The organism is Sphingomonas colocasiae (genome assembly GCF_019880585.1).
Taxonomy (GTDB): domain Bacteria; phylum Pseudomonadota; class Alphaproteobacteria; order Sphingomonadales; family Sphingomonadaceae; genus Sphingobium_A; species Sphingobium_A colocasiae.
In genome coordinates, this window is record NZ_JAINVV010000007.1 from 163,057 (window position 1) to 175,704 (window position 12,648).

The 12,648-nt window shown below is 65.9% G+C and carries 12 protein-coding genes; 7 read left to right on the forward strand and 5 right to left on the reverse strand.

Annotated features, from left to right (window positions below; genetic code table 11):
* Positions 1–15 precede the first annotated feature (15 nt).
* Both K7G82_RS15725 and K7G82_RS15730 read right to left on the reverse strand, forming a co-directional pair.
* Positions 16–774, reverse strand: coding sequence for an IclR family transcriptional regulator (locus K7G82_RS15725; protein WP_222990865.1), 759 nt, complete (start codon positions 772–774; stop codon positions 16–18).
* A gap of 286 nt (positions 775–1,060) precedes the next feature.
* Positions 1,061–3,304: a TonB-dependent receptor gene (locus K7G82_RS15730; RefSeq protein ID WP_222990866.1), complete on the reverse strand. Its 2,244-nt coding sequence runs from the start codon at positions 3,302–3,304 to the stop codon at positions 1,061–1,063.
* A gap of 895 nt (positions 3,305–4,199) precedes the next feature.
* Here K7G82_RS15730 and K7G82_RS15735 point away from each other — a divergent pair.
* The 6 genes from K7G82_RS15735 to mmsB all read left to right on the forward strand — a co-directional run bounded on the left by K7G82_RS15735 (position 4,200) and on the right by mmsB (position 10,272).
* Complete coding sequence (locus tag K7G82_RS15735; protein WP_222990867.1) at positions 4,200–5,696, forward strand: CoA-acylating methylmalonate-semialdehyde dehydrogenase; 1,497 nt, start codon at positions 4,200–4,202, stop codon at positions 5,694–5,696.
* 17 nt (positions 5,697–5,713) lie between these two features.
* Positions 5,714–6,106, forward strand: coding sequence for a hypothetical protein (locus K7G82_RS15740; RefSeq protein ID WP_222990868.1), 393 nt, complete (start codon positions 5,714–5,716; stop codon positions 6,104–6,106).
* 13 nt (positions 6,107–6,119) lie between these two features.
* On the forward strand, positions 6,120–7,265 hold the full coding sequence (locus K7G82_RS15745) for an acyl-CoA dehydrogenase family protein (protein WP_222990869.1): 1,146 nt from the start codon (positions 6,120–6,122) through the stop codon (positions 7,263–7,265).
* A gap of 43 nt (positions 7,266–7,308) precedes the next feature.
* Positions 7,309–8,352, forward strand: coding sequence for an enoyl-CoA hydratase/isomerase family protein (locus K7G82_RS15750; RefSeq protein ID WP_222990870.1), 1,044 nt, complete (start codon positions 7,309–7,311; stop codon positions 8,350–8,352).
* 128 nt (positions 8,353–8,480) lie between these two features.
* Positions 8,481–9,257, forward strand: coding sequence for an enoyl-CoA hydratase (locus tag K7G82_RS15755; protein ID WP_222990871.1), 777 nt, complete (start codon positions 8,481–8,483; stop codon positions 9,255–9,257).
* Positions 9,258–9,384: 127 nt separating this feature from the next.
* Positions 9,385–10,272 carry a 3-hydroxyisobutyrate dehydrogenase gene (gene mmsB / locus K7G82_RS15760; protein WP_222990872.1) on the forward strand — a complete coding sequence of 296 codons (888 nt, stop codon included), beginning with the start codon at positions 9,385–9,387 and terminating at the stop codon, positions 10,270–10,272.
* A gap of 37 nt (positions 10,273–10,309) precedes the next feature.
* Here mmsB and K7G82_RS15765 read toward each other — a convergent pair whose 3' ends face one another.
* The gene (locus K7G82_RS15765) at positions 10,310–10,726 is read right to left on the reverse strand and encodes a PilZ domain-containing protein (protein WP_222990873.1); all 417 of its coding nucleotides are present in this window, start codon (positions 10,724–10,726) and stop codon (positions 10,310–10,312) included.
* 361 nt (positions 10,727–11,087) lie between these two features.
* Between K7G82_RS15765 and K7G82_RS15770 the strand changes: the two genes are divergently transcribed.
* Positions 11,088–11,243 (forward strand): hypothetical protein, encoded by a 156-nt coding sequence (locus K7G82_RS15770; protein WP_222990874.1) that lies wholly within the window; start codon positions 11,088–11,090, stop codon positions 11,241–11,243.
* A gap of 13 nt (positions 11,244–11,256) precedes the next feature.
* On the opposite strand, the gene K7G82_RS15775 is transcribed toward K7G82_RS15770, so the two are convergent.
* Complete coding sequence (locus K7G82_RS15775; RefSeq protein WP_343228588.1) at positions 11,257–11,793, reverse strand: PilZ domain-containing protein; 537 nt, start codon at positions 11,791–11,793, stop codon at positions 11,257–11,259.
* Positions 11,757–12,626: a MipA/OmpV family protein gene (locus K7G82_RS15780; protein WP_222990876.1), complete on the reverse strand. Its 870-nt coding sequence runs from the start codon at positions 12,624–12,626 to the stop codon at positions 11,757–11,759. Before K7G82_RS15780 ends, K7G82_RS15775 begins: the two co-directional genes overlap by 37 nt.
* Positions 12,627–12,648 lie beyond the last annotated feature (22 nt).

Below are 12,648 nucleotides of genomic sequence, written 5' to 3' on the forward strand. Positions count from 1 at the left end.
AGAAGAAGCCCCCGCTTATTCCACCGCCGGCATCAGCGGCGAAACCGCGCCTTCCGCATAGTCGTTCTGCAATTGCAGCGCCGCATGCCGCACCTGATCGAGCAGCGCCTCCTCGGGCTCCGGCATCAGCAGCGAGGATGACAGGATCAGCCCGATCGAGCACGCGATCAGCCCGTCGGGCTCGAACACCGGCGCGGCGATGCCGCCCAGGCCGGTGCCGTGCGGATTGGCTTCATAGTCCAGCCCGTGGCGGCGCAGATTGCCCTCCACCCGCACCGGCTTCGGCTTCTTGCCCTCGAAATAATAGATCAGCCGCGCCGCCGGCGATGTCGGCAGCGTCAGCAGCATGCCGGGATGGATCATGATCCCCGGCTCGAACTGGTTGTTGACCGAGGCGACGACCATCGCGCCCCCGCGCGAGGGGATGGCGAGCAGCGCGGTATGGCCGGTTCCGGCGAACAGATCCTGCAGATAGGGCTGGGCGAGCTGGACGATATTGCTGCGATAGACCGCCGCGCGCCCGAATTTGAGCAGCTTGCGGCCGAACACATAGCCCTCGCCCTCGCGCGCGCGATCGACCAGCCCCAGTTGCGTCAGTGTCTGCAGGTGGCGGGATACGCGCGCCTTGGTCATGCCCAGCCGGCGCGCCAGATCGGATACGCGGACGGGCGCCGACGCCTCGGTCAGCGAATCCAGGATCTGCACCGCGACCTCGACGCTCTTTACGCGCGCGGACGACGCATCGTCGGCCCTGTCATCCAACTCTTCGCTCATCCTTCACCCTAGCATGCCGTCGCGACACGGCGGAAGCGCCATTGCGATTGCAAAGCCGGCCAATGTCCCAACCGTCATGCCATCCTTTCCCACCTTGTCATCCCCGCGAAAGCGGGGATCCAGCTTTTCCGTGAAGCGTCAGGAAAAAGAAGAAGAAGCTGGATCCCCGCTTTCGCGGGGATGACAGGAAGATGTGGCGGCAGGAAGCAAAGTCCGTCTCTCCCACACACAAAAAAGGGCGGGATCCGGAAACCGGATCCCGCCCCGGGGGTGAACCCGTGTCGGCTTAGAAGCTGTAGCCGAGCTGCACACCGAAGGTGCGCGGCTGCGCGATCAGTTCCTGATCGAACTGCACATTGTCGCCGGCCGTGGTCAGCACCGCGCGCTTGTCGGTCAGGTTGCGGCCGTAGAGCGAGACGTTCCACTTGTCCGCCGCCGACAGCGTGACCGCCGCGTTGACCAGCGTGAACGCCTTGGGCGAGAACTGATTATATTGCGGGCGATAGTCCGAATAGGCGTATTTGCCGCGATGCTGCGCGTCGGCGCGGATCTCGATCTCCTTGTCGCCGCCGATTTCCCAGCGATACGATGCCGAACCGTTGAGCGTGAAGGTGGGCGTGTTGGTGAACTGGGTGCCCGCCGCCGGCGTGCCGTTCATCGCGGGCTGCGCCTTCAGCCACTTGGCCTTGAACACCGTGCCGCTCGCCGTCAGCTCCAGCCCGCGCACCGGGCGCGCCGTCAGGTCGACTTCCACGCCCTGCGAACGCGCGCAGCGGCCTTCGCAGTTCAGGATGCCCTCGAACGAGCCGTTGAAGAACTCGCCCGCGATCTGCGTGTCGTACCAGTCGATCTGATAGACGGCGATATTGGCCTGGAGAGCGTGGTCGAGCCAGTCGGTCTTGGCGCCCAGCTCGAAATTCCACGTATAGTCCGGACCGTAGGAAGCCGGCAGTTCGGGAATGACGCGGACGATCGTGCCGCCGGCGCGATAGCCCTGCGAGGCGGAGGCGTAGAGCATCACATTGTCGCTCGGCTTGAAATCGGCTTCGAACCGATAGATCACCTTGCTTTCCTTGCTCTTCACATCGTCCGGCGCGCCGGCCGTGCCGAGCCGCAGGAAGGGCACGATCGAGCGGGCGATGTCACGCCGCTTGTTCTGGAAGACGCGGGCGCCCGCCAGCAGCGAGAACTGGTCCGAAACCTTGAACGTCACCTCGCCGAAGGCCGCGAGCTGCTTGAGCTGGAAATCGGCCGCGCGGGCATACCAGAGCGGACGGCTGTAGAGCACGTCGCCGGTCGCCTGGTCGAGATCGATGAAGCTGTTCGCGATCGAGACCGAGCGGTCCTGATAGATGCCGCCGACCACGAAGTTGAGCGGGCCGTCGAAGTCCGAAGCCAGACGCAGCTCCGAATTCCACATCTCCAGATCCTGTTCGGAGCGGAAGGTGATCGCCTGGGGCAGCGTGATGTTGGGGAAGGCGCCGATCGACTGCAGGAAGCCGAAGAAATAGGGCAGGCCCTGCTCGTCGGTGAAGCTGACGTTGCGGCGCTTCTGATAGGACTGGTTGAAGTTGAGCGTCAGATTGTCGAAGCGATGCTCGAAGTTGAGGCTCGCCAGGATCGAACGGTCGTCATAGGTTTCCAGCGTCTGCGCGTTGGTCGCATATTTGCCCGCGCCCGGCAGCGTCACGCCGCCGATCACCGACGAACGCGGCCGCGTATAGGCCGGGCCGTTCGACTTGAGATCCTGCACATAGAGCTGCGTCGTCACCGACGTGTTCTCGCCCAGCTCGAACAGCGTGTTCCAGCGGAAGCCCCAGCTGTCGGCGTCGTTGAAGTCCTTGATGCCGTAACGCGTCTGATCGACGAAGCCGGGCGTGTGCACGCCATAGCCGACGAAGCGCATGGCGACATGATCGCCCAGCGGCACGTTGACCATGCCCTTCACCGAATAGCCCTCGCCGCCGTGCGAGACCGTCGAACCGTCCAGGTCGACGCGGCCCTCGAAGGTGCCGAGCTTCGCCGGGTTGGAGAGGATACGCACGACGCCCGCGAGCGCCGACGAACCGTAGAGCGTGCTCTGCGGGCCGCGCAGCACCTCGACGCGCTGCGCGTCGTAGACGAGGAAATCGGTCTGGCGGCCGCCCGCAAGCGCGGCGCTCTCGCCCATGCCGGCGGTCGGCATGTTGTCGTAATACAGGCCGACGGTCGATTCACCCGCGCCGACAAGGCCGCGGATCATCAGCGTGTTCTGGCCCGGGCCGGCATTGACCACGTTCAGGCCGGCGACGTTGCGCGTGATTTCCTGCACGTCGGTCACCTGGCGGGCGGCCAGCGCCTCGCTCGAGATGACGCCGATGCTGGTCGGCGTATCCTGCAGGCGCTGTTCGCGCTTGTTCGCCGTCACGATGATGTCGGTATAGTCGCTTTCGGCTTCGTCCGCTGCGGCCGTCTGGGAGAATGCGGGCACGGACACCATCGCAATCGCCAAAGCCGCGCACGACGCGCTGAACTTCGTTATTCTGGACACTCAACCCTCCCAATCTGGACTTTGCCACTACCGCCGGAATCTGCTCCCCAGCTGATAGTGAACATGTTATATAAATTTGCCGCGATCGCAAGCCCGTTTAACGAAACTGTCACGCCAGGCGTGACAATGGAACGAAATGTGTGACCATTCAGACACATTCCGGTCCGTTTCAAGGGGTGACGGCGCAAGATTCCCGAAAGGCCGGCGTGCAGGCCCACGCGCCCCGATTCGCGGATCGAATCGCGCGTCGGGATGAATCGCCAGGCAATGCCGGCGCAGACCGACGCCGGATCGAGGCGCGGCGCCCTTCTCCACGCCCGTCATCCCCGCGCACGCGCACAGCTGTCCGGGATTTCGCTCGAAGCTTGAGGCGGGAAGAATTCTCCTCCCTATCGAAGATGGGGAGGGGGACCACGGCGCGAAGCGGCGTGGTGGAGGGGAAGGACCACGCCTCCGTTTCGCGCTGCCTTCGAACCGGATTCTCTCAGGATTTCTGGCAGCTACGGCGCTGGATGATCCATCGCATTTCCCCTCCACCACCACGGCATAAGCCGTGGTGGTCCCCCTCCCCATCTTCGATAGGGAGGAGAGGTGCACTGCGACCGCAAACCATGTCTCGTCACCGGCATTGTCGGCACATTCCGCCGAATTGCTAGGTTTGCGTAAACCTCCCGCAAAAATCCCGGACAACAGTGCGCACACGCGGGGATCCAGCTTTTCCGGGAAGCGTCAGGGAAAAAGAAGAAGCTGGACCCCCGCATGCGCGGGGATGACAGCGCGGGGGCCACCCCAAATCCCTGCAAAATTGCAGGTTCGGCATGCGAAGATTTGGACTTGAGTGCAATTTCACAAAGGTCCAGTAGGCCCGCGTCACCATAGGAGAGGTTCCCACGCCATGCGTCAGGTCACCCACAAGCTCGCCAACCCGCTCGCGTCGGACGGCGCACGGTTCGGCGACGTCTTCAATCCCAATACCGGCCAGATCCAGGCGCGCGTCGCGCTGGGCGATCAGGCCGTGCTCGAAGCCGCCGTCGCCGCCGCCAAAAAGGCGCAGCCGGGCTGGGCCGCCACCAATCCGCAGCGCCGCGCGCGCGTGATGTTCAATTTCAAGGCGCTCGTCGAAGCCAATATGGACGAGCTGGCCCATCTGCTCTCGTCCGAGCATGGCAAGGTGATCGCCGATTCCAAGGGCGACATCCAGCGCGGCCTGGAAGTGATCGAATTCTGCTGCGGCATCCCGCACGCGCTGAAGGGCGAATATACCCAGGGCGCCGGGCCGGGCATCGACGTCTATTCGATGCGCCAGCCGCTGGGCATCGGCGCGGGCATCACCCCCTTCAACTTCCCCGCGATGATCCCGCTGTGGATGTCCGGCGTCGCGCTGGCCGTCGGCAACGCCTTCATCATCAAGCCGTCCGAGCGCGACCCCTCCGTGCCCGTCCGCCTGGCCGAGCTGTTCCTTGAAGCCGGCCTGCCCGAAGGCGTGCTGCAGGTCGTGCATGGCGACAAGGAAATGGTCGACGCGATCCTCGACCATCCCGATATCGCGGCGGTCAGCTTCGTCGGTTCGTCCGACATCGCCCATTATGTCTACAAGCGCGGCGTGGCCGCCGGAAAGCGCGTCCAGGCGATGGGCGGCGCCAAGAACCACGGCATCGTCATGCCCGACGCCGATCTCGACCAGGTGGTGAACGACCTGTCGGGCGCGGCCTTCGGTTCGGCGGGCGAGCGCTGCATGGCGCTGCCGGTGGTGGTGCCGGTGGGCGAGAAGACCGCGATCGCACTGCGCGAGAAGATGGTGCCCGCGATGGAGGCGCTGCGCGTCGGCGTCTCGACCGATGCGGAGGCGCATTACGGCCCGGTGGTGAACGCGGCGCACAAGCAACGCGTGGAGAACTGGATCCAGACCGGCGTGGACGAGGGCGCGGAACTGGTCGTCGACGGCCGCGGCTTCACCTTGCAGGGCCACGAGCAGGGCTTCTTCATCGGCCCCAGCCTGTTCGACCATGTCAAGCCGACCATGCAGAGCTACCAGGAAGAAATCTTCGGCCCCGTGCTCCAGATCGTGCGCGCCAATGATTTCGAGGAGGCGCTCGCCCTCCCCTCGCAGCACCAATATGGCAACGGCGTCGCCATCTTCACGCGCAACGGCCATGCCGCGCGCGAGTTCGCGCACCGCGTGAATGTCGGCATGGTCGGCATCAACGTGCCGATTCCCGTGCCCGTCGCCTATCACAGCTTCGGCGGCTGGAAGCGGTCCGCGTTCGGCGACATCAACCAGCACGGCATGGAAGGCGTCCGCTTCTGGACGAAGACCAAGACGATCACGCAGCGCTGGCCCGACGGTTCGCCCGACGGCAGCAACGCCTTCGTCATCCCGACCATGGGGTGACATTGGACAGGGCGGACATGACGGGTTTCTGGACGGGGCGTTACTGGTACGACGCCCCGTCGGAGCCCGTCGTTTCGTTCCTGGCCAATATCGACGATGCCGGCGGCGCGTTGAGCGGATCGATCAGCGAGCCGAACACGATCAGCCGGTCATCGCAGCGTCTCGAATCCTTTATACGCGGAACCCGCGACGGCTTCTCGGTCGCCTTCGCCAAGGTCTATGACGGTTCGGCCGATCTGGCGCACCGGGTCGATTATGCGGGCGAACTCGCGCATGACGGCCTGTCCGTATCGGGCCGGTGGATATTGGAGGGCTGGACGGGCGGTTTCGAGATGGCGCGCCAGTCCGTCGCCGAGATCGAAGACGAAGCGAAAGCCGAACAGGCCGCCGCGATCACGATGCAACCATAGGTAAGCCGAAGCCATGACCACCCAGTTCGACCTGAGCGACGACCAGCGCGAGATCCAGGATCTGGCGCGCAAGTTCACCGCCGACGCGATCACGCCCCATGCGGCGGAATGGGACGAGAAGCACATCTTCCCGCGCGACACGATCAAGGCGGCGGCCGATCTCGGCTTCGGCGCGATCTATGTGTCCGAGGAGATGGGCGGCATCGGCCTTGGCCGGCTGGAAGCCGCGCTGATCATGGAGGCGATGGCCTATGGCTGCCCGTCCACCAGCGCCTTCATCTCGATCCACAACATGGCGGCCTGGATGATCGACCGGTTCGGCAGCCAGACGGTGAAGAGCAAATATCTGCCCGATCTGGTCACCATGGACCGGATCGCGTCCTATTGCCTGACCGAGCCGGGCTCCGGATCGGACGCGGCCGCGCTCAAGACCAAGGCGGTGCGCGACGGCGATCATTATGTCGTCACCGGATCCAAGGCGTTCATTTCCGGCGGCGGCGAGAACGAGGTCTATGTCACCATGGTCCGCACCGGCGAGGACGGCCCCAAGGGCATTTCGTGCCTGGTGATCGAAAAGGACATGGACGGCGTCAGCTTCGGCGCCAACGAGAAGAAGCTGGGCTGGCATTCGCAGCCGACCGCGCAGGTGAATTTCGACGGCGTGCGCGTGCCGGTGGAAAATCGCGTCGGCGGCGAGGGCGAAGGCTTCCGCATCGCGATGATGGGGCTCGACGGCGGCCGGCTCAACATCGGCGCCTGCTCGCTGGGCGGCGCGCAGCGCTGCCTGGACGAGAGCGTCAACTACACCAAGGAACGCAAGCAGTTCGGCCAGCCGATCGCCGAGTTCCAGAACACCCAGTTCATGCTGGCGGACATGGCGACCGAGCTGGAGGCGGCGCGCGCGCTGCTCTACACCGCCGCCGCCAAGGTGACGGCGGGCGCGCCGGACAAGACGCGCTTCGCCGCGATGGCGAAGCGTTTCGCCACCGACACCGGATCGAAAGTGGTCAATGATGCGCTCCAGCTTCATGGCGGCTATGGCTATCTGCAGGATTATCCGATCGAGCGCTTCTGGCGCGATCTGCGCGTGCATTCGATCCTGGAAGGCACCAACCAGATCATGCGGATGATCGTCGGGCGCGACCTGACCCGCCAGTAACCCGTTCCCGCCAGTAACCCGTTCCAGCTTGAGGATCACTTTCATGACCAGCGAACTCATCATCGGCAACGCGGGCAAGGCCGGGCGCATATCGCTCAACCGGCCCAAGGCGATCCATGCGCTCACCACCGCGATGTGCACGGGCATCCTGGAAACGCTGGAGGCGTGGCGCGGCGACGCGGAGGTCGAGATCGTGATGTTCGACCATGCCGAGGGCCGGGGCTTCTGCGCGGGCGGCGACATCCGCATGCTCGCGGAATCGGGCGCGAAGGACGGCGCGGAGGCGCGCCACTTCTTCCACACCGAATATCGCATGAACCACCGGCTGTTCACCTATGCCAAGCCGACGGTCGCCTTCATGGACGGCATCACCATGGGCGGCGGCGTCGGCATCGCCATGCCGTGCCGTTATCGTATCGCGACCGAGAATACGCGCTTCGCCATGCCGGAAACGGGCATCGGCCTGTTCCCCGATGTCGGCGGCGGCTGGCATCTCTCGCGCCTGCCCGGCCGCACCGGCCAGTTCCTGGCGCTGACCGGCGCGCGGCTCGACGGCGCGGAATGCCTCGCCCTGGGCATCGCCACCCATTATCTGCCCGCCGAGGCGCTGGAGGAGGCCAAGGCGCGCATCGCCGCCGATCCCCAGCGGATCGACGGCATATTGGGCCAGCTCGCCGTCGCGCCGCCGCCCGCGCGGATCGAGGACAGCCGCGCCCAGATCGACCGGCTGTTCGCGTCGGACCGGCTGGAGGACATCTATGCCGCGCTCGAAGCCGATGACGGCGAATGGGCGGCGAAGGAACTGGCGACGCTCAAGACCAAGTCGCCCCAGACGATGAAGGTCTCCCTCCGCCTGCTGCGCGAAGGCGCCGGCATGCAGGATTTCGCCGACGAGATGCGCCAGGAATATGCGGTGGGCTGCCATGTCGTGCAGCGCCACGATTTCCTGGAAGGCGTGCGCGCCGTCATCATCGACAAGGACAATGCGCCGAAATGGAACCCGGACACGCCGGAGGGCGTGACCGACCATATGCTCGACACGATCTTCGCGCCCCTGCCCGCCGACGAGGCATGGACGCCCGCATAAGGTTCCAAACATGGTTCAATGTCGCTCCAGCGAAAGCTGGAGCCCATGCGATGGCAGTGACATCGACATCGTATGGATCCCGGCTTTCGCTGGGATGACGGAAGAAAAGGAAGAGAAGGAAAGCTAGAATGGCGAACTACGAAACCCTGCTCGTCGAAACGCGCGGCCCGGTGACGCTGATCACGCTCAACCGGCCCCAGGCGCTCAACGCGCTCAACAGCCAGGTGCTGGCCGATCTGATCGCCGCGCTGGAGGCGTTCGACGCCGATGCGAGCCAGGGCTGCGCGGTGCTGACCGGCAGCGAAAAGGCGTTCGCGGCGGGCGCGGACATCAAGGAGATGTCGGGCCAGGGCTTCGCCGACATGTACGGCAGCAATTTCTTCGCGGGCTATGATCGCGTCACCGCGACGCGCAAGCCCGTGATCGCGGCGGTGGCCGGCTATGCGCTGGGCGGCGGCTGCGAACTGGCGATGATGTGCGACTTCATCCTGGCGGGCGACAATGCCAAGTTCGGCCAGCCGGAGATCAAGCTGGGCGTCACCCCCGGCATGGGCGGATCGCAGCGCCTGCCGCGCGCGGTGGGCAAGGCCAAGGCGATGGAGATGTGCCTGACCGGGCGGATGATGGGCGCCGAGGAAGCCGAGCGTTCGGGCCTGGTCGCGCGGATCGTGCCGGTGGCCGAGCTGGTCGAGGACGCGGTGAAGACCGCGACGACGATCGCCGAGATGGCGCCGCTGGCGGTGAAGGCCAACAAGGAGATGGTCAACGCCGCGTTCGAGACGACGCTGGTGCAGGGCGTGCAGTTCGAGCGCCGCCTGTTCCACGGCCTGTTCGGCACCGAGGACCAGAAGGAAGGCATGGCGGCGTTCGTCGAGAAGCGCCCCGGCAAGTGGACCGGCAAGTAATAGCGGGATGCGCTGAGTTCGACTCGGCGCATCCCGGTCAAGCCCGCGCGGCGTTTGAGCATTCCAGGGTGCGGATGCGTCAGCATCCCTGCACCCTGGCATAGGTATCGGAACTGGAGAGATCATCATGGCACGCATCGGCTTTATCGGCCTGGGCAATATGGGCGGCGGCATGGCCGCGAACCTGGCGAAGGCCGGACATGACGTCCGCGCGTTCGACCTTTCGGCCGAGGCGCTGGAACGCGCGAAGGCGGCGGGCTGCCTGCCCGTCGACAGCGCGGCGGCGGCGGCCGAGGGCGCCGAGGCCATCGTGACGATGCTGCCCGCCGGCAAGCATGTCGAACAGGTGTATGAAGACGCGATCTTCGGCAATGCCGCGCCCGGCACGCTGCTGCTCGACTGTTCGACGATCGACGTCGACACCGCCAAGCGCGTGGCGGCGGCCGCCGCCGCCAAGGGCCTGGTCGCGGTCGACGCGCCGGTTTCCGGCGGCATCGCGGCGGCGAATGGCGGCACGCTCACCTTCATGGTCGGCGGGTCCGCCGAGGCGTTCGGCCGCGCCGAACCGATCCTGGCGAAGATGGGCAAGGCGGTGATCCATGCCGGCGCGAACGGCGCGGGCCAGGCGGCCAAGATCGTCAACAACATGATCCTGGGCGCGCAGATGGTTTCCACCTGCGAGGCGTTCCTGCTCGCGCAGAAGCTGGGGCTGGATCCGCAGACCTTCTACGACATCTCGTCCAAGGCGTCGGGCCAGAGCTGGTCGATGACCAGCTATTGCCCCGTCCCCGGCGTCGGCCCGCAATCGCCCGCCGACAATGATTATCAGGGCGGCTTCGCGGCTGCGCTGATGCTCAAGGATCTGCGGCTGGCGATGGAAGCCGCCGAAAGCGCGGGCGCGCAGGTGCCGATGGGCAAGCGCGCGCGCGAACTCTACGAAGCCTTCACCGAAGCCGGCCAGGGCGGGCTCGATTTCTCCGGCATCATCAAGATGCTCGACGAAAAGGCGGGCTAGAGCGCCGTCTTCAGGACAGCGCTCTTTCGCGCTTTCCTCAGATACGCGAACGCAGCCCCGGCCGGCGAAAGTCGGTCGCGGGCTGGAAGCGGTGCGGAACGACATGGCCGGACCGCGCCGCGCCCGGCGACGCCGTCACGTCGGCCGGATCGATCGGATCGGTGAACTCCACGCCGAACTGGCCCTGGCGCACCCAGGCGATCCGCCCGGCGACCGTGCCGATGCCCGGCAGGTTCATCTCGACGCGCTGCCACGGTTCCACCGCCGCGTCGGTGCGCCCGCCCATGCCGCCCGACGAGATGTTGCGGATCCGCGTCTTCACCACGCGACCATCGGCCAGCCGCATGTCGCAGGCGAGCAGCCGGCTGCGCCGCGCCTCGCGCGGTGGCTCCCCGCTCCCCTCGCCCGGCGGCGCCGCCGGGGCATCCGGTCGGTTTTCGGCGCCTTTTTCCATGACGGGGCAACGCACGGGCCGGGAAAAGTTCCCAACGGCAAAACTACGTCGCGGCCAAGAATCGGTTTCTGGCGCCGAACCGTGATCGCGCTAGATATGCGTCATCGGCGGTCCGGCCGATCCCATCCGGACCCGCGGCTTTTGATTGGTCAGCTTGCTCCGCGTCACCAACGGCTAAAGCGCACGATGCGCGGCCCCCTGCGTGAAGGGGCTGTCCTCGTGGACCGTATGAGGAGGTCACGATGACAGAGATCATGATGTGCGGTTCGACGTGTAGCAGCGCCGCCTGAGCGCGGCCTGTTCCCCATTGTCATCCCCGTTTCATGAAGCGGCCCCACAGGGGCGCGCAAGGAGGCACGTCATGCCGAGTTCCAACAGCAGCGAGCGCCGCTCGCTCGCCGATTATCCCGCATCGCTCCAGTCGGCCGCCCACGCGTTGTGGGGCGACGATTTCTGGGGCCGATACCAGCCGCGCCCGGTGAAGAAGCCCGATCCCAAGAAGCGCGCCAGGCGCTAGTTGGTCCCCCTTATCAGCGAGGCCGCAGGCCCGGGCGGCGATAATCGCTGCCCGGCTGGTAGATCGGCGGCACGACATGGCCGCTCTTCTGCGGCTGGGCGGATGTGACCAGCGCCTTGGCGGGATCGATCGGGCGATCGAACTGCACGCCGAACTGATCCTGCCGCACCCAGGCGATCTTGCCCGCGACCGCGCCGATCCCCGGCAACATCACCTCCACCGGCTGCCACGCATCGACCGGCGCGTCCGCGCGGCCGCCAAGCCCGCCCGCCGAGATGTTGCGCACGCGAATCCGCAAAACGGCTCCGTCCTGGAGCCGCATGTCGCAGGCCAGCAATCGGCTCGTCCGGGGCTCACGGGATTGGCCGTCGCCCGGTTCTGCCGAATTTCCGGCGTCGGGATTCGTGCCGTCCAATCGGTCCTCCAGAAGGATATCCGCGTGTTGAATACCGCAGAATCGTGCCGGATGTGAACCGGATTCCCGCTCAAGCCACCGCAATCCGCCGCAATTTTCTAGAAAGTGTAGCCGATTCCGATCGCGCCCAGCCACTGGTTGGAATTGCCCGCTACGCTCACGACCGGGCTGCGCTTGAAGTCGCCGAGCAGCTTCGAATAATTGCCCACCGCGAACAAGGCCCAGCCCTTGCGCAGATCGCCCGAGAGCGAGACGCTGCCGAGCAGGCCGACGCTGACATTCTTCCAGCCGCCGTCGGGCGTATAGGCGGGCAGGCCGCTGGCGGCGGCGCCCGCCGGGGTCACGCCGAAATAGGTGCGGGCATAGCCGTCCCCCACCCGTTCCGCCGACAGCGACAGGCCGACATAGGTGGTCGGGCTGAGCGGCGTGCCATATTCGATCGTCGGCGAAAGCACATAGCTGTCATGCGTATCGGTCACGTCGCGCAGATAGGCGACGCGGAACGACAGGGTATCGTAATCGCTGGTGATCACGCCGGTCTTGGCGATGCCCGCGAAGGCGCCGACCTCGATCGCGGTGTCGAGCTTGCCGAGCGCGCGCACCTGCGGGTCCTTGATCCGGCGCGTCCGGTTGAGGCGCACCGCCGCCACCGGCCCGAGCGAGATGTCCAGGCTGTTGCCCGGCCCTTCGGGAATGGCGTCGAAATAGAACTGGGTGCCGCGCGAGTAGAAATTATGGCCCGCCACCTTGCCGCGCACGGCGGCGGCGGGGATCAGCACATAATCGTCCGATCCCTCATAGGAGGGCATATAGCCGACACCCGCGCCGATCGTCAGCGTATCGTCATTCTCGGGCGGCGGCGGCGCCTGCCCGGATGATTGCGCCAAGGACGGGGCCGCGACCAGCAGCAGCGCCGAAACGCCGACAAGGGATGCGCACCGCACCCGTCCGACTGCGCGATCGATCATCCGGAAAACCTCCCTGTAGACT

Excerpts from the sequence above, each read along its gene's own strand:
- K7G82_RS15740 (WP_222990868.1), top strand. The coding sequence starts at position 5,714 with ATGACGGGTTTCTGGACGGGGCGTTACTGGTACGACGCCCCGTCGGAG.
- K7G82_RS15725 (WP_222990865.1), bottom strand. The coding sequence starts at position 774 with ATGAGCGAAGAGTTGGATGACAGGGCCGACGATGCGTCGTCCGCGCGC.
- K7G82_RS15750 (WP_222990870.1), top strand. The coding sequence starts at position 7,309 with ATGACCAGCGAACTCATCATCGGCAACGCGGGCAAGGCCGGGCGCATA.
- K7G82_RS15770 (WP_222990874.1), top strand. The coding sequence starts at position 11,088 with ATGCCGAGTTCCAACAGCAGCGAGCGCCGCTCGCTCGCCGATTATCCC.
- K7G82_RS15755 (WP_222990871.1), top strand. The coding sequence starts at position 8,481 with ATGGCGAACTACGAAACCCTGCTCGTCGAAACGCGCGGCCCGGTGACG.
- mmsB (WP_222990872.1), top strand. The coding sequence starts at position 9,385 with ATGGCACGCATCGGCTTTATCGGCCTGGGCAATATGGGCGGCGGCATG.
- K7G82_RS15765 (WP_222990873.1), bottom strand. The coding sequence starts at position 10,726 with ATGGAAAAAGGCGCCGAAAACCGACCGGATGCCCCGGCGGCGCCGCCG.
- K7G82_RS15780 (WP_222990876.1), bottom strand. The coding sequence starts at position 12,626 with ATGATCGATCGCGCAGTCGGACGGGTGCGGTGCGCATCCCTTGTCGGC.
- K7G82_RS15745 (WP_222990869.1), top strand. The coding sequence starts at position 6,120 with ATGACCACCCAGTTCGACCTGAGCGACGACCAGCGCGAGATCCAGGAT.
- K7G82_RS15735 (WP_222990867.1), top strand. The coding sequence starts at position 4,200 with ATGCGTCAGGTCACCCACAAGCTCGCCAACCCGCTCGCGTCGGACGGC.